The sequence below is a fragment of the Pseudomonas sp. JZ114 genome (assembly GCF_051027705.1).
In the GTDB taxonomy this organism is placed as follows: Bacteria; Pseudomonadota; Gammaproteobacteria; order Pseudomonadales; family Pseudomonadaceae; genus Chryseomonas; species Chryseomonas luteola.
Genome location: NZ_CP069256.1, coordinates 284,495 through 300,544, shown reverse-complemented (window position 1 = coordinate 300,544; position 16,050 = coordinate 284,495). Strand labels below are relative to the sequence as shown.

The following is a 16,050-nucleotide window of genomic DNA, read 5'->3' as shown; positions in this document are numbered from 1 at the left end:
GAGCGAAGCGATACTCAACCCTTGTGCTGGCCAGCCGACTAATTAAAGCATTGCTAGCCTTTCAATTTAAAACGCAGCTTAAGCAGCACAACCACCAGACTTGAAGATCTAAAAATGGAAATAAAAACACTTGAAATAAGAAAATTCAGATCAATCGACAGCTGCTTTATATCATTTAATAAAATCAATGCAATTGTAGGTCAAAATAATAGCGGAAAATCCGCAATAATTAGAGCAATGAATGCTTTCTTCAATAAAGACCAAGAAGAGATAAATTTCATTCAAGGAAAGCATGCATATACTCCAAACTCCCAACCTAAGATAACAGCAACATTTTCAAACTTTCAAAATAATGACGTCACTCAATATTGTCATGGAGGCGTACTTACTATCCAGATGCAATATTATCCTTCATCTAAGAAAATAATATATAGATATAAAAAAGCTAATGAATTCTCGACAGCCCCACAGGAACTAATAGATTTAGTTAGCGCAAGCATTGCTTTTATCTACGTTCCTCCGAACAGAAATTCAGCTGAGTTGAAGTGGGAAGAAAACACATTAATTAAGCAACTTATTGAGGAATATCTAGAGAACGAAACACTCCGCAGAGACACACTGACGCCCAAATTTAGAAGTGCCACTAAATATTTAGAAGACGGAGCACTTACAAAAATATCCAAAGAATTAGAAAAATTTTATTCCCTTAGGCATAAATTCAATTTCTCCATCAACTTTGGAAAAGAAACAAACTATGCGAACTTTTTAACGGGCATTCAGCTTTTTATAAAAGAAGCGGGTATGACGCACAATTTAGATGATTGCGGAACCGGTTTACAAAGCTTAACAATCATCTCGCTGCATAGATCGCTAGCAAAGCTGAGACATAAGAACATCATATTAGGCCTAGAAGAGCCAGAAACTAACTTACACCCACAAGCGCAGCGTGAACTAATAAGCTCAATATCTAATCCGCCCCCACAACAAGGAGTAGCTCAATTAATTTTAACAACACATTCAACCGTCCTAATTGACAACATAGATCACAAACATATATCACTAGTTAGAAAACAGCCAGACATAAATAGAGGATTTAAATCTGAAATAAGAAGTATTAATGAAGGTTTTTTTGAAGATAACGAAATTGAAGAATTTAACTATTATCAATTCCATCAATATAGAAATAGCGACTTCTTTTATGCAAATTATGTGATTTTCTGTGAAAGCAAAAACGATGCTGAGGTAGTAAAACATCTTGCAAAGAAGATTAATGTCGACCTTGACCTTTACGGAATAACTATTATCAACATAGATGGAGTTAATAATCTCCCTTATCCATATCACATAGTGAAGCAGCTCGGACTACCTCACCTTTTAATATTAGACAAAGACTATTTTATCCCTTATCTGAACGACGATTTAGAAAAAAGCAGAGACAATCAGGGCCTCCCAAAATATAGATATGTCTTCAAAACAGGAAACCTTCTTGGAGAGCTAATACCTAGCGAAAGGGCTCGCTCAGGTATACTAAATGCATTTAAAGAAAATCACAGCAAAGCCTTAGATTTACTTTCTCAACACAGTATAATTTGTATGAATTATAACTTAGAAATGGACCTACTTTGCTCAGATTTCGCTGTAGAAGTTATGAGCGACAAGTTAAATATTAACGGAGACAATAGAAATAGGTGTTTTCTTCTGACACAAAGACACAAAGCAATAAAAAAAATTGATAACATACTCTATACGCTAAACAGTCTAGAGAACAGGAATCTACCTAATTCTTACAAGAGAATTAAAAGAAAGCTTGCAGACATCATTAGAGAAATATAGGGGCCACTCTACTAGCTGGTCCCTATAGTTCAATTATTCATTACTCGGAAACGCAAACTGCGCCGCTTCATGGCTGGCGCGTTGTGGCCAGCGTTGGGTGATGGTTTTGCGGCGGGTGTAGAAGCGTACGCCGTCCGGGCCGTAGGCGGCGAGGTCGCCGAAGATGGAGCGCTTCCAGCCGCCAAAGCTGTGGTAAGCCACCGGAACGGGTAGCGGGACATTGATGCCGACCATGCCTACTTCGATCTCATCGCTGAAGAGGCGGGCAGACTCGCCGTCGCGGGTAAAGATACAGGTGCCGTTGCCATATTCATGGGCGTTGATCAGCGCGATGGCGTCTTCCAGGCTGTTGACGCGCACCACGCATAGCACCGGGCCAAAGATCTCTTCTTTATAGATACGCATCTCCGGCGTGACCTGATCGAACAGGCAGCCGCCGAGGAAGAAACCGTTGCTGTGGTCGGCAACCTTGAGACTGCGACCATCAACAACCAGCTTGGCGCCTGCCGCTTCGCCGTCTTGTACATAGCCGGTGACTTTTTCCAGCGCGGCCTTGGTGACCAGTGGGCCCATGTCGAGGCCTTTGCAGGTGCCGGGGCCAACCTTGAGGCTCTGGATTTGTGGCGTCAGGCGCTCGATCAGCGCATCGGCAATCTGGTCGCCCACACACACGGCCACGGAGATGGCCATGCAGCGCTCGCCGCAGGAGCCGTAGGCAGCGCCCATCAGTGCGCTGACGGCGTTGTCCAGGTCGGCATCAGGCATCAGCACCGCATGGTTCTTCGCACCGCCCAGGGCCTGGACGCGCTTGCCGCGGGCCGCGCCTTCCTTATAGATGTATTCGGCAATTGGGGTAGAGCCGACAAAGCTCAGCGCCTTGACCTCAGGCGCCTGGATCAGCGCATCCACGGCATCCTTGTCGCCATGCACCACGTTGAGCACGCCCTTGGGCAGGCCAGCTTCATATAGGAGTTCGGCAATTAGCAGCGTGGAGCTGGGGTCGCGCTCGGAGGGTTTGAGGATAAAGCAGTTGCCGCAGGCAATCGCCAGCGGATACATCCACAGCGGCACCATGGCCGGGAAGTTGAACGGTGTGATACCGGCAACCACGCCCAGCGGCTGGAAGTCGGACCAGCTATCGATGGCGGGACCGGCGTTGCGGCTGTACTCGCCCTTGAGCAGTTCGGGCGCGGCGGTGGCGTACTCGACGTTCTCGATACCGCGCTTGAGTTCACCGGAGGCGTCTTCCAGCGTCTTGCCGTGCTCTTCGCTGATCAACTGCACGATGCGCTGCTCGTTCTGCTCCAGCAGTTGCTTGAAGCGGAACAGGACCTGGGCGCGCTTGGCCGGCGGGGTGTTGCGCCACGCGGGGAAAGCCGCCTTGGCCGCGTCGATGGCCTTTTGCACCGTGTCGCGGCTAGCCAATGGCACCTGATGAATGACGTCGCCAGTCGAAGGGTTGTAGACATCTGCCGTGCGGCCGTTCTCGGCAAAGGCTTCGCCGTTGATGAGGTGATTCAAGGTGGTCATATCGATTCCTTGTAAAGGCGGCGCGTCGGGTAGCCGTGGCGCGCCGCTGTACGAAAAATAATCAGGCTGTGGCGTTGAGGGCTTCGCCCACGGCATCGAACAGGCGATCCAGTTCTTCCGGCGTGCTGATAAAGGGCGGACCGAATTGCAGGGTGTCGCCGCCGAAGCGGACGTAGAACCCGGCCTTCCACAGTTTCAGCGAGGCCTCGTAAGGGCGGACGATCGCATCGCCATCACGCGAAGCGAGCTGGATCGCGCCGGCCAGGCCGTAGTTACGGATATCGACGATGTGCTTGGCACCGCGCACACCATGGATACGCTGCTCAAAATGCGGGGCCAGTTCAGCCACACGCTGAATAAGGTTGTCCCGCTCCAGGATTTCCAGCGCAGCCAGACCTGCCGCACAGGCGACTGGATGCGCGGAGTAGGTGTAGCCATGACCAAACTCGACGGCATAATCCGGCGTGCCCTGGTTCATAAAGGTGTCGTGGATTTCCTTGGTCGCTACCACCGCGCCCATGGGGATCACGCCATTGGTGATCTGCTTGGCAAGGTTCATGATATCGGGCGTAACGCCAAAGCTGTCCGCACCAAACATGGAACCGGTGCGGCCAAAGCCGGTAATCACTTCGTCAAAGATCAGCAGGATATTGTGCTGCGTGCAGATCTCGCGCAGACGTTGCAGGTAGCCCTCCGGCGGCACGATTACACCGGCCGAACCGGACATAGGCTCGACGATAACCGCCGCAATGTTGGAGGCATCGTGCAGTTCGATCAGCTTGAGCATTTCGTTCGCCAGCTCGACGCCAGTCTTGGGCATGCCTTTGGTGAACTCGTTGCCCGGCAGCAGGGTATGCGGCAGGTGGTCTGCGTCCATCAACTGGCCGTACATCTTGCGGTTAGCCCCAATGCCGCCCAGGCTAGTGCCAGCGATGTTCACCCCATGATAGCCACGGGCACGGCCGATCATCTTGGTCTTGGTGGCCTGCCCTTTCAGGCGCCAGTAGGCGCGGGCCATTTTTACCGCCGTGTCGGCGCATTCGGAGCCTGAGTTGACAAAGAACACGTGGTTCAGGTCGCCCGGTGTCAGGCTGGCGATCTTTTCGGCCAGCTTGAAGGACAGCGGATGGCCGTACTGGAAGCCCGGTGAATAGTCGAGTTGCAGGGCCTGTTTGCCTACCGCCTCGGCAATCTCCTTACGCCCATGCCCGGCGCCTACACACCACAGTGCGGAAAGGCTGTCGTACAGCTTGCGGCCCTGATCGTCCGTCAGGTACGCGCCCTCAGCCGCCACCAGAATGCGTGGGTCCTTCTTGAACGCGCGGTTGGCGGTATAGGGCATCCAGTGGTGGGTCAGGTCGAGTTCGCTGGCAAGCGGTGGCGATACGGTCAGGGGCTGGTTCATGCAGGGCCTCGGGGTACAAGACATGAGCTGGACGGGGCAATAGGAATCGTCCCGACGAAAGCCTCAGCTTGAGCCTGACCTTGGATGAGTTAAAGCGTATTCTTCTTACGTTTACTCAAGAAAAAACTCACCTAATGAGCACACCTCGCAAAGCCCCGCTTGGCCAAGTCAGCGATTTCGATATCCGCCTCCTGCGTCTGTTCAAGACGGTGGCGGAGTGCGGCAGCTTTGCAGCGGCAGAAAGTGCCCTGGGTATCACCCGGTCGGCCATCAGCCTGCACATGGGCGACCTGGAAAAACGGTTGGGGATGCGCTTGTGCCAGCGTGGCCGCGCCGGGTTTGCACTCACGGATGAAGGCCGGGAAGTGCTGCGGGCCAGCCAGAGCCTACTGGCCGCGCTGGAAGGCTTTCGCAGTGAAGTAAACGCCCTGCACCAGCAACTGCGGGGCGAGCTGAACATCGGCATCATCAACAACCTCGTCACCTTGCCGCAAATGCGCGTGACCCATGCGCTGCGCAAACTGAAGGCATTGGGACCGGGTGTGCGGGTGAACATTGGCATGATGACGCCGGGCGAAATCGAACGCGGGGTACTGGATGGACGGCTGCATATTGGCGTGGTCCCGCTGATCAACCCGCTGTCCGGCCTGGAATACACAGCGCTTTATGAGGAACGCTCGCAACTGTATTGCAGCCATGAGCACCCTTTGTTCCACCGGCCCGATGAAGAGATCCCGGACGAGGCGCTACGCATGGCCGATGCTGTGGCGCCGAACTATCGATTGACGGCCGAGGCGTTGGAGCGGCACCAGACGCTCAACTGCACGGCCACTGCATCGGACCGCGAAGGGATTGCCTTTCTACTGCATACCGGCAGTTACATCGGGTATCTGCCAGATCATTATGCCGCTAGCTGGGTGATGCAGGGTGTCCTGCGGCCCCTCAAGCCGGAGCGTTTCTTCTACTCTATTCCGCTCTGTGCCGCGATGCGCAAGGGCCGCCGCCCCAACCTGATCCTCCAGCGGTTTCTGGAGGCGCTTGAGCATACCCAGGCCTGACGGGCTATACATTCTTATCCCTACCTTTTAAAGGGTCATCAGGAACCTGCCCGCGGCGCGCCGGTCGATGATGAGGCAATCTGTCGCAGATCCGCACAAATTGTTACACTTAAATGCTTAGCTTACTAACATTTAAAGCCTGATGGCTGATGGGAACCCTCATGTCCGCTGATGATACGTCTAACGCCCGCCGCGACTTTCTACGTAAGTCTCTAACCCTGATCCCCGTGGTGACACTTGCCACTACAGGCGGCGCCAGCCTGGCTCTGGCCGAGACGAAGGAGCGACAGCGTGACGAGGACAAGCCGGGCCAGAGCGCCCGCGCAGACGCCTATCAGCCCACCTTTTTCACGCCGGAAGAATGGACGTTTATCCACGCCGCCGTCGCCCGGCTGATTCCCGCTGATGATCGCGGCCCCGGTGCGGTGGAGGCTGGTGTACCGGAGTACATCGACCGGCAGATGAACACGCCTTACGCCCAAGGGGCGAAGTGGTACATGCAGGGGCCTTTCCAACCCGATGCACCTTCGGAGATGGGGTACCAGCTCAAGCTTAATCCGCAACAGGTTTTCCGCCTGGGCATCAAGGCCGCGGATGACTGGTCGCGCCAGCAACACGGCAAGCCGTTTGCCGAGCTGGATACCGGCACCCAGGATGCCGCACTTCGTCAGTTTGAAGCCGGTGAGGCCGAGTTCGCCCCGCTTCCTGCCAAGACCTTCTTTGCCGCCCTGCTGCAAAGCACTAAAGAGGGCTTTTTCTGCGACCCGATTCATGGTGGCAACAAGGATATGGTGGGCTGGAAGCTGGTGGGCTTTCCCGGCGCCCGTGCCGACTTCATGGATTGGGTGGAACGCGATGTGGCGTACCCCTTCCCGCCGGTTTCCATCCGCGGCGAGAGGGCTTGATCCATGGCAAAAGTGATGCAGAAAGCCGATGCGGTGATCGTGGGCTTTGGCTGGACCGGGGCCATCATGGCCAAGGAACTGACCGAGGCGGGCCTTTCCGTGGTCGCGCTGGAGCGTGGCCCGATGCGCGACACCTACCCGGATGGTTCCTACCCACAGGTGATCGACGAGCTGACCTACAGCATCCGTCGCAAGCTGTTCGTGGACACGTCCAAAGAAACCGTCACCATTCGCCACAACGTGAGCCAGACGGCACTGCCCTATCGTCAGCTTGGCGCCTTTCTGCCCGGCGATGGCGTAGGCGGTGCGGGTCTGCACTGGTCCGGCGTGCATCTGCGGGTCGACCCGGTAGAGCTGCGCCTGCGCAGTCACTATGAGGAGCGGTACGGCAAGAACTTCATCCCGGATGGCATGACCATCCAGGACTTTGGCGTGACCTACGAGGAGCTGGAGCCGTATTTCGATTTTGCCGAAAAAGTCTTCGGCACCTCCGGTCAGGCCTGGACGGTAAAGGGCGAGCTGGTTGGCAAAGGCAAGGGCGGTAACCCCTTTGCACCGGACCGCTCCGATCACTTTCCGCTCACGCCGCAAAAGAACACGGTGTCAGCGCAGCTGTTTCAGAAGGCCGCCTGGGATGTGGGCTACCACCCCTATGACCTGCCCTCGGCTAATACCTCCGGCCCTTACACCAATCCCTACGGCTGCCAGATGGGGCCGTGCAATTTCTGCGGATATTGCAGCGGGTACGTCTGCTACATGTACTCCAAGTCTTCGCCCAACCTGAACATCCTGCCGGCGCTGCGCCAGGAACCCAAGTTCGAACTGCGCGCCGATACCCACGTGCTGAAGGTCAACTTGACCGACGACAAGAAGCTCGCCACCGGCGTGACCTATGTGGACGCCCAGGGCAACGAGATTGAGCAGCCAGCCGATATCGTCATTCTCGGCGCTTTCCAGTTCAACAACGTGCGGCTGATGCTGCTTTCAGGCATCGGCAAGCCCTATGACCCAAAAACCGGCGAAGGTGTGGTCGGCAAAAATTTCGCCTACCAGAACATGGCGACCATCAAGGCCTATTTCGACAAGGACCAGCACTTCACCAACCCCTTTATCGGTGCGGGCGGTAATGGCGTGGCGGTGGATGACTTCAATGCCGATAACTTCGACCACGGCCCTCACGGCTTTGTAGGTGGCTCGCCGTTCTGGGTGAACCAAGCGGGCACGCGCCCCATCGCCGGTGTAAGCAATCCTCCGGGCACACCCAATTGGGGCAGCCAGTGGAAGGCGGCAGCGGCCGATTACTACAACCATCAACTGTCCATGGATGCCCACGGAGCGCACCAGTCCTACCGCGACAACTACCTGGACCTCGATCCGACCTACAAGGATGCGTATGGAATGCCGCTCCTGCGCATGACCTTCGACTGGAAGGAAAACGACATCAAGATGACGCACTTCATGGTCGACAAGATGAAGCGCATCGCCGAAGCCATGAATCCCAAGGCCATCAACGTACAAGTCAAGGCGCCGGGAACGCATTTCAATACGGTCAGCTATCAGACTACCCACCTGAACGGCGGCGCCATCATGGGAACCGACCCCAAGACCAGCGCCCTCAACCGTTACCTGCAGAGCTGGGATGTGCACAACGTGTTCGTTCCGGGCGCCTCGGCCTTCCCACAGGGGCTGGGCTACAACCCGACAGGCCTTGTGGCAGCCCTCACCTACTGGTCGGCACGCGCCATCCGCGAGCAGTACCTGAAAAACCCTGGCCCACTGGTGCAGGCATGAGGACGTCGACCATGAAAGCACTCATCTCTGCACTGGCCCTGGGGTTCATCGCTCTGCCTGCTTTTGCTCAAGAGGCCGGACCTGATCAGGAATTGATCAAGAAAGGCGAATACCTGGCCCGCGCTGGTGACTGTGTGGCCTGCCATACGGCAGCCGGTGGCAAGCCCTTCGCTGGCGGCCTGCCCATGGGAACACCCATCGGCACTATTTACTCGACCAACATCACGCCGGATAAAGAAACCGGCATTGGCAATTACAGTTTCGAGGATTTCGACAAGGCGGTACGCCACGGCATCGCCAAGGAAGGGCATTCGCTCTATCCGGCCATGCCGTATCCCTCTTATGCACGCGTCATCGAAGAGGACATGCGGGCCCTGTACGCCTACTTCATGCACGGCGTTCAGCCGGTGACTCAGCCCAACCAGGACGTGGCGATTCCCTGGCCGCTGTCGATGCGCTGGCCCCTGGCTGTCTGGCGCAAGCTGTTCGCGCCGGAGGTTGCCGACTTCAAACCGGCGCAGGGCATGGACCCGGTGGTTGCCCGTGGCGCCTATCTGGTGGAGGGCCTGGGCCATTGCGGTGCCTGCCACACACCCCGCGGCATTGCCATGCAGGAAAAAGCCCTCAGCGATGCCGACGGCAAGGACTTCCTCGCGGGTAGCGCCCCGCTGGAAGGCTGGGTTGCCAAAAGCCTGCGCAATGACCACAAGGAAGGCATTGCCCGGTGGGACGAGGCGCAGCTGGTGGAATTCCTCAAGACAGGCCGCTCGGATGACATGGCCGTCTTTGGTGGCATGACGCAGGTGGTTGAGCACAGCCTGCAGTACATGAGCGACGAGGATTTGACCGCAATCGTCCGTTACCTGAAGACGCTTTCGCCGGTCCATCCGGACGCCCCACCCTATCAGCGCAACAATGCCGTTTCGGAAATGCTGGTAAAAGGGGATGAAAGCAAGCGCGGCGCAGCGGTCTACATCGACAACTGCAACGCCTGCCACCGCTCGGATGGCCTGGGCTACACCCGGGCGTTCCCGGCACTGGCCGGTAACACGGTGGTGCAGACGGAAGACCCGACGTCCCTTATCCACATTGTGCTGGAAGGGGGCAAGCTGCCGGGTCTCAAGAGTGCGCCCTCGACCATCGTCATGCCTGCCTTCGGCTGGCGGTTGAGCGATCAGCAGGTAGCGGATGTGGTGACCTTTATCCGAACCAGTTGGGGCAACAAGGGCGGTCCGGTGGATGCCGATGCCGTCGCCAAACTGCGCAACAGCGATAATCGCACCACCTCGGGCGATGACATCGGGCAAACGGCGTATGGCAATCAGCCGGAGCAGAATCCGACGCCCCGGTAATCGGTCGCTGACGGAACGCAGGCAGACATGAGAGGCCTGCGGTCCGTCAGTTTTCCTCCTGATGGATCATTCTTCGTTTTGAGCAGGCCTTAACTGCCGGTAACCTTGCAGCCTGCCTTTACCCCGGTGATCACGTGATTCCGCTCCATAACCTGCCTGCCTCTGCGCCGCCCACCAAGCCCGAACCCAGTGTCACCTGTGACACCTGTGCGGCCAAGTGCTGCCGTCTGGAAGTCATGCTGATTACGGATACCGGCGTTCCCATGCGCTTTATCGAGGAGGACCAATGGGGCTCGATGACCATGGCGCGCCTGGACGACGGCTGGTGCGCCGCGCTGGATCGAGAAACCATGCGATGCAGCATCTATGAGAATCGCCCCTTGATCTGCCGCGAATTCGAGATGGGTGGGGACGATTGCCTGGAAGAGCGCAACGCCTTCTGATAACCAGAGCACACTCTGATGGATAGGCTAATTAGCGCTCCCCTCTGCTGTATGTAGGCCTGTATGCGCGGTGTTATATACGCTTGAGCGTTTTAGAAACCCTTGTCGACAGATCAAACAATAGGTAGGGCGCTCTCAAAAGGCGAATCTGCCGATCAATTGAACAATAGTTGTACAACCGGCGAACCGATGCCCTTTATGCGCGTCAATATCGACCAACTGAAATGATCCTTGCGTTCTGTTCCACGGAGAGGAAGCCTAATGCGTTTTAAGGCCTTTTGGATGGCTTTGTCACTTTTACCCCTGAGCTGTCTGGCAGATATCAAAGTTGACCTGGCCGATTACATCGCGCAGGCCTCGGAACCCAAGCGGGCCGAGATCTCAACCAAGTTGCCGCCTATCGTTGAACAGTTCGGCAAGTCGCTGGGCTGCTCCTTCTCGATGGACCCACGCAATATCATCCCTTACCAGCTGGAGGGAAAATCGGTTTTCCTGGCGGTGTACGAGCTGGATGTCGGCTGCAGCGGCACACCTACCGCCACTCGGCCGCTCATGGCCATCCTGCGCCAGAGCCCGGGCGGCGACTATTTCATCGATGCCGATTACTCGATGCCCAAGCAGAGCTCAACAGAACTTCCCAAGCACATCAGTAGCCTTTTTATCCGAAACGATGACCTCTGGTATCAGGGACTCACCTTCAAGGCAGCCGATGCGTCCTGCTGTCCGACACTGGATGTCACCGGCCGTATCGCCTTGGAAAATGGCGTCTGGAAAGAACATCAGCGCATGCCGCTGGAACGCATTCCAAGCACTGTAACGCCATGATCTTCCGTATAGAGTTGGTTATAATTCAACCAGCCTCGGCAGGCCTACCTGACTGTTTTGCAACATGATTCAGCAGGTGGGAAAGTCAGGATCGGCATTTGACGTCACGGCCTGATTTCACCAAGCTACCGGCTCACTCATCGACAAGAACAGTTGACGTGCTTGCCTATCGTTACCCCTGGCGGCTCATGGCCTGTGCCGCCGTATCTCTATTAGCCTTGCTGGCCGGTTGTGACGACGGCTCCAAGTTCAAGCAAAAGCCGCCGCCCAAACCGCCGGAAGTTGCCACCTACACTCCTGTCCGCTGGGAGGATCTTCCTGTCACCAGTGACGCCGACCTTATGGCAGGCTTCAAGGCTTGGCTGGCAGGCTGCGAGAAGCTCAAGAACAACGAGGCTTGGAGTGGACCATGTCAGGCAGCCGCGCAGGTCCCGTATGATCCACGCGCCGTACGGGACTTTCTCAAAAGCCAGCTACAGGTCTACAGCCTGCGCTCTCTGAAGGGCGAGCATGGCCTTATTACGGGCTATTACGAGCCGGTCTACCACGGCAGCCTCGTGCAGGATGAGGCCCATCCCGTGCCGGTCTATGGCACACCTACCGACCTGATTACCGTCGATCTGGCCAGCATTTACCCTGAACTCAAGGGGAAACGTCTGCGAGGCCGACTCGAAGGCCAGACGCTCAAACCCTATGACGACGCCGCCACCATCATGCAGCAGGGTGTAGATGCCCCTGTACTGGCCTGGCTGCGTGATCCGATGGACCTGCAATTCTTACAGATCCAGGGCTCGGGCCGTGTTGAACTGGAAGATGGTCGACAGCTGCGTATCGGATACGCAAATCAGAACGGATATCCCTACAAGCCTATCGGCCGCTGGCTGGTGGAACAGGGGCTGCTGCAAAAGGAAGAGGTCAGCATGAGCAAGATTCGCGAGTGGGCCACGGCCAACCCGGATCGTGTGCCGGAGCTCTTGGGCAGTAACCCGAGCTATGTGTTTTTCAGCCAACGCCCGGACAGCAACGAAGCACCCCGCGGCTCGTTGAACGTTCCATTGACGCCTGGCTACAGCGTGGCCATTGATCGCAAGGTGATTCCGCTGGGCAGCCTGCTCTGGCTGTCCACTACCCGCCCGGATGGCAGCCCCGTGATTCGCCCGGTAGCCGCACAGGATACCGGTGGCGCCATTACGGGAGAGGTCCGTGCCGATCTTTTCTGGGGCACAGGTGATGATGCCGGCGAGCTGGCCGGCCATATGAAGCAGGACGGCCGGATCTGGATGCTCTGGCCAAAAGGCGCTCCCCTGCCGGACGCAGCGCCCAAACCTGCGGTTACGCCTGAAAAGCCGCAGAATCCAACGAACACAGAGAACACCCCATGAGCGACGAACTGACAATTGAAGATATCCAACTGGGCGAAGGCAAGGAAGCTGTCAAAGGTGCCCTGATCACGACCCAGTACCGAGGCACTCTGGAAGATGGCACCGTATTCGACTCTTCATACGAAAAGGGTCGGCCGTTCCAGTGCGTCATCGGCACGGGCCGAGTCATCAAGGGTTGGGATATCGGGTTAATGGGGATGAAGGTGGGCGGCAAACGCAGGCTTTTCGTGCCGGCGCACCTGGCCTATGGTGAGCGCCAGATTGGCGCGCATATCAAACCGAACTCGAACCTGATCTTCGAGATCGAGCTGCTGGAAGTCCTCACCCGGGACGATTGAATCTATAAAGGGCTGCGAGCAAATACATTTTGCCTCGCAGCCCTTTTCAGCCTTTACACGTCGAACGGCGTGTTGGGCAGGGCACCTACGATCCGCAGGCTCAGCCCCTCATACCCTTCCAGATTGATCGTCAGCTCGCCGTTGTCGGTGAGATCACCTTCAACCGTCTCGTTGATCATATCCACGACCGGCCCCGGCGTAACGTTGGTCAGGGTGATGGTTTCCTGGATCGAGGTGGCGCCAAAGTTTAGCGCGGTAATCTGGGTGCCACGCCCGGCGGGCAGCTCGTGCACCATGATCAGAAGCCCCGGCGAGGTGACATCCGGCACCGCAATCTGGTGGCTGGACGCAATGCCATAGGCCTGGCGTACCGAGAGGATGCGCTTGAGCTTGTTGGCAAAGGAGTCCGGGTCGGCCAGCTGCTCGGTCAGGCTGCCATAAAGGTTGACGGCCTTGGGCAGACCTTCGCCGGAATGGGTCGCCTCGTTATTGGCGTCTGCCAGATCATAGGCACCGCGCTGAATCCATCGTGTATCGCCATCGCGCATGCGGTCTTCCACCAGACCGAACGGCAAGGGCAACGCCCCTACCAGATCCCACCCGGACAGGGCGAATACGCCAGGTTGCAAGGCGTTATACATGGCAAGGAGCAGATGGACCCGCTTGACCCGTTCCTTGTCCTCGTCGGTCATGCTGTCCAGTTCACGAATGCCCAGGGCTGCGGCAATCACGCTCGCCGTGGTGCAGGCTACGCCGTTGGTGACAAACCGCAGGTTGTAGGGCGCATGCTCACCGCTAAGACGCTCGTACATGACCTCACGAATATGCTCGCGCAAGATGCTGCCGCGCCAGGTCTGGCCCTGGTAGACGAAATTAGTGTCGGCATGCAGGGTCCAGAAGTGCACCAGCTCCAGGGTCAGCTCATCGTGGTTTTGCAGGGCATGGATAAGCGACGCCGGGTCGATGTTGAATTGATGCATGGTACGCAGCATCAGGCGCAGGAATTCGGTATCGCCCGTTAGCACGGCGTGATGGTAGGCCGGACGGGTGATGAAGTCGTAAGAGAGATCTGCCCCGCCCTGGCCCATGGCCGCGATATCATCCACGGTCAGGTTCAGCTCCTGAAAGCTAAAGCCGCCGGCCTTGCGCACCATGCCGCCAATCAGTTGGTTGCCGACGATGGACAAGGGATGCCCTTCAGACCAGGCTTTGTCGTTGGCGCGCCGTTCAACACCCAAGAAGCCGTTGGCATCCAGACGCAACCCGCGTGCACCAAGCACATCCAGCGAATGCAGTGCATCGCCAATGATCAGTTGCTGTGCAGCGAAACTGGGGTCGAGCCAGTTCAGGGAAGGTTGACCTTCCTTGAAGTAATGCAGGTATACCCAGCGCCGGTTCTTGCCATCCACACCGGTAACGACCGGTGTGGCACTCCAGTCAGTCTCTTTCACACCCGGCTCGAAAAAGATGACGCGCTGGAGCTGGCCGACGATATAGCACTTCTCTTTCAGGGCATCGACGACCTCGGGCGACAGGTTGACTGCATCGCGTCCTTCCGGCACCTCCGGCAGCAATTCCCAGTCCTCCGGCTTGATCTCCACCATATGGTAAAGGCCCGGATAATCTTCATAGCCCAATTCGGCGAGCCGAAAATCGGCGCCCTTGCCAGTGTGAGCCGGGATGATGTCGTCCACAACTACCGCGTTGTGGGCAGAGGCCATTCGGCTCAGGGCGATGAACTCTTCTTCCGTTCCGTAGAGCGGGTCGATGTCGAGACTGATCCGGTCGAAGTTGCCGTCGATGGTAGGCGTAATCTCCCGTCCCTTGAGCCCGCCGGACAGCTTGGTCGGCCCCGTATGGATCGCCTGCACGCCAATGGAAGACAACGCATTCCATAGCGGAGCGCTCCCCAGTGTCTTGATGACGGAATCGCCTGATCCGGTGATCACTGAGCTGGGGTAGGCCGTGAACCAGACGGAGGCAATGGCCGTGGCCCGACGCGGACGCGTTTCAGCATAGGGATGCATCCAGAGCCGCGCCTGACCGCCATACGCCTTGGCACGTTGACGAGCCTTGTAGAGCATCGACTGGTTGACTAACCATTGAACGTATTCTAGATCAGGCGCGTTTACCTGCTCTTCTGTGTCTGGCGCTGTCATATCGGACCCTGAACAGTGAATTTGTAACTTGGACTGCGCCGGTTCGCGTTTGTATCCCAACCCTTATTGCCCCTCGCCGCTCCGGTGCCTGAACGGTCATTGAAGAGCCCTCAGGCGTAAACCGCACCCGTAAGCAGTCATAAGACAGACGCTTACACAAAAAAGATGGTTCTGCCGTATGACAAAGCGCCAAAATGACTGGAAAACACAGCAATTTTCGCCTTATCTGCTATGAAGGCAGAACCATGACCATGGAGAGTGCTATGAGTCCCAACGATCGCATAACCAACGGCCCGGATTCCGTATCCTATACGGCAGATTCGTTTGGCTCGAAAAAGCGTCTTGCCGCACGGGAAACCATCCTGAGCGACAGCAACGTTCTGGACTGCACGGTCTACCGCCCGGACGAAAATCCGGAAGTTGATGCTGACGACCTGGGTGATGCCAAGATCCTGTTTACGGGTGAATTCAAGGTGCCCGAGGACTGGGACCAGGAAACACGCGACGATTTTTTTGGCGACATGGACCCCGAATTGTTTTCCACTGCTCGCATCGAGAGCGAAGCCGAGCCGGGCACGGCAGGTTTTTTTACACCTGAGCCGGGTGACCTCGTGGCTGCCATGCCAGGAGCCGGAGTGGTCGAGATGTTCTATGTGTACGACTACTGTGAAGACGAAACCGGTCGCCATTATGTGCTGGTACGTGAAGTAGACCCAACGCTGTAAGCCTCCCTGCACCCTGGCTTGCGCCTTTCAGGCGCGAGGCAGGTTTGCCTGTCTGTTGTTCAGCCCTTAGTCATGAACGGGCCCTATCTGCAAAGCCCCTGCCCTGTCCGCGTCGACTGTCATCCGCTCTAGCTCCAGGCTCTTACCTAACAGACCATTCGCCCATTATTGCCTTGGTTGGGGAACGATGCGTACGGTCTGTACGTCTATCCCGGTCACAACGATTCAAGCATCGCATCAGGTGCTTACCCGGCAGATGCCCCGATGGGCGCTGCTGCCTTGCCGTTTCGATCACCGCTTATTC

At 56.6% G+C, this 16,050-nt stretch carries 13 protein-coding genes; 10 read left to right on the top strand and 3 right to left on the bottom strand.

The window, feature by feature from the left end; all coding sequences use genetic code 11:
- Positions 1 to 114 precede the first annotated feature (114 nt).
- Entirely contained in the window at positions 115 to 1,833 is a 1,719-nt protein-coding gene (locus JQR90_RS01470; RefSeq protein ID WP_434135404.1) for an ATP-dependent nuclease, read from the top strand.
- Positions 1,834 to 1,866: 33 nt separating this feature from the next.
- Here the strand turns inward: JQR90_RS01470 and JQR90_RS01465 are convergent, their stop codons facing one another.
- Positions 1,867 to 3,363, bottom strand: a complete 1,497-nt coding sequence (locus JQR90_RS01465; RefSeq protein WP_434140315.1) for a CoA-acylating methylmalonate-semialdehyde dehydrogenase — start codon at positions 3,361 to 3,363, stop codon at positions 1,867 to 1,869.
- 61 nt (positions 3,364 to 3,424) lie between these two features.
- Entirely contained in the window at positions 3,425 to 4,768 is a 1,344-nt protein-coding gene (locus JQR90_RS01460; protein ID WP_434140314.1) for an aspartate aminotransferase family protein, read from the bottom strand.
- A gap of 134 nt (positions 4,769 to 4,902) precedes the next feature.
- On the opposite strand from JQR90_RS01460, the gene JQR90_RS01455 reads away from it, so the two are divergent.
- The 8 genes from JQR90_RS01455 to JQR90_RS01420 all read left to right on the top strand — a co-directional run bounded on the left by JQR90_RS01455 (position 4,903) and on the right by JQR90_RS01420 (position 12,862).
- A complete protein-coding gene (locus JQR90_RS01455) occupies positions 4,903 to 5,826 on the top strand; it encodes a LysR family transcriptional regulator (RefSeq protein WP_219652460.1) in 924 nt (307 codons plus the stop codon).
- 161 nt (positions 5,827 to 5,987) lie between these two features.
- On the top strand, positions 5,988 to 6,731 hold the full coding sequence (locus JQR90_RS01450) for a gluconate 2-dehydrogenase subunit 3 family protein (protein WP_010796629.1): 744 nt from the start codon (positions 5,988 to 5,990) through the stop codon (positions 6,729 to 6,731).
- Between the two features lie 3 nt (positions 6,732 to 6,734).
- Positions 6,735 to 8,522 (top strand): GMC family oxidoreductase, encoded by a 1,788-nt coding sequence (locus JQR90_RS01445; protein WP_434140313.1) that lies wholly within the window; start codon positions 6,735 to 6,737, stop codon positions 8,520 to 8,522.
- A gap of 11 nt (positions 8,523 to 8,533) precedes the next feature.
- Positions 8,534 to 9,874 carry a c-type cytochrome gene (locus JQR90_RS01440; protein ID WP_434140312.1) on the top strand — a complete coding sequence of 447 codons (1,341 nt, stop codon included), beginning with the start codon at positions 8,534 to 8,536 and terminating at the stop codon, positions 9,872 to 9,874.
- A gap of 134 nt (positions 9,875 to 10,008) precedes the next feature.
- Entirely contained in the window at positions 10,009 to 10,317 is a 309-nt protein-coding gene (locus tag JQR90_RS01435) for a YkgJ family cysteine cluster protein (protein ID WP_434140311.1), read from the top strand.
- Positions 10,318 to 10,599: 282 nt separating this feature from the next.
- A complete protein-coding gene (locus JQR90_RS01430; RefSeq protein ID WP_139208661.1) occupies positions 10,600 to 11,142 on the top strand; it encodes a hypothetical protein in 543 nt (180 codons plus the stop codon).
- 188 nt (positions 11,143 to 11,330) lie between these two features.
- On the top strand, positions 11,331 to 12,524 hold the full coding sequence (gene mltA / locus JQR90_RS01425; RefSeq protein WP_434140794.1) for a murein transglycosylase A: 1,194 nt from the start codon (positions 11,331 to 11,333) through the stop codon (positions 12,522 to 12,524).
- Positions 12,521 to 12,862, top strand: coding sequence for an FKBP-type peptidyl-prolyl cis-trans isomerase (locus JQR90_RS01420; protein ID WP_125888178.1), 342 nt, complete (start codon positions 12,521 to 12,523; stop codon positions 12,860 to 12,862). Before mltA ends, JQR90_RS01420 begins: the two co-directional genes overlap by 4 nt.
- A gap of 53 nt (positions 12,863 to 12,915) precedes the next feature.
- Here the strand turns inward: JQR90_RS01420 and treS are convergent, their stop codons facing one another.
- Positions 12,916 to 15,021, bottom strand: a complete 2,106-nt coding sequence (gene treS, locus JQR90_RS01415) for a maltose alpha-D-glucosyltransferase (RefSeq protein ID WP_434140310.1) — start codon at positions 15,019 to 15,021, stop codon at positions 12,916 to 12,918.
- A gap of 263 nt (positions 15,022 to 15,284) precedes the next feature.
- On the opposite strand from treS, the gene JQR90_RS01410 reads away from it, so the two are divergent.
- Positions 15,285 to 15,746 carry a hypothetical protein gene (locus JQR90_RS01410; protein WP_010796621.1) on the top strand — a complete coding sequence of 154 codons (462 nt, stop codon included), beginning with the start codon at positions 15,285 to 15,287 and terminating at the stop codon, positions 15,744 to 15,746.
- Positions 15,747 to 16,050 lie beyond the last annotated feature (304 nt).

Bases quoted from the DNA above. Each gene is read 5' to 3' on its own strand.
- JQR90_RS01470 (WP_434135404.1), top strand. From the start codon at position 115: ATGGAAATAAAAACACTTGAAATAAGAAAATTCAGATCAATCGACAGC.
- JQR90_RS01465 (WP_434140315.1), bottom strand. From the start codon at position 3,363: ATGACCACCTTGAATCACCTCATCAACGGCGAAGCCTTTGCCGAGAAC.
- JQR90_RS01460 (WP_434140314.1), bottom strand. From the start codon at position 4,768: ATGAACCAGCCCCTGACCGTATCGCCACCGCTTGCCAGCGAACTCGAC.
- JQR90_RS01455 (WP_219652460.1), top strand. From the start codon at position 4,903: ATGAGCACACCTCGCAAAGCCCCGCTTGGCCAAGTCAGCGATTTCGAT.
- JQR90_RS01450 (WP_010796629.1), top strand. From the start codon at position 5,988: ATGTCCGCTGATGATACGTCTAACGCCCGCCGCGACTTTCTACGTAAG.
- JQR90_RS01445 (WP_434140313.1), top strand. From the start codon at position 6,735: ATGGCAAAAGTGATGCAGAAAGCCGATGCGGTGATCGTGGGCTTTGGC.
- JQR90_RS01440 (WP_434140312.1), top strand. From the start codon at position 8,534: ATGAAAGCACTCATCTCTGCACTGGCCCTGGGGTTCATCGCTCTGCCT.
- JQR90_RS01430 (WP_139208661.1), top strand. From the start codon at position 10,600: ATGGCTTTGTCACTTTTACCCCTGAGCTGTCTGGCAGATATCAAAGTT.
- mltA (WP_434140794.1), top strand. From the start codon at position 11,331: ATGGCCTGTGCCGCCGTATCTCTATTAGCCTTGCTGGCCGGTTGTGAC.
- JQR90_RS01420 (WP_125888178.1), top strand. From the start codon at position 12,521: ATGAGCGACGAACTGACAATTGAAGATATCCAACTGGGCGAAGGCAAG.
- treS (WP_434140310.1), bottom strand. From the start codon at position 15,021: ATGACAGCGCCAGACACAGAAGAGCAGGTAAACGCGCCTGATCTAGAA.
- JQR90_RS01410 (WP_010796621.1), top strand. From the start codon at position 15,285: ATGAGTCCCAACGATCGCATAACCAACGGCCCGGATTCCGTATCCTAT.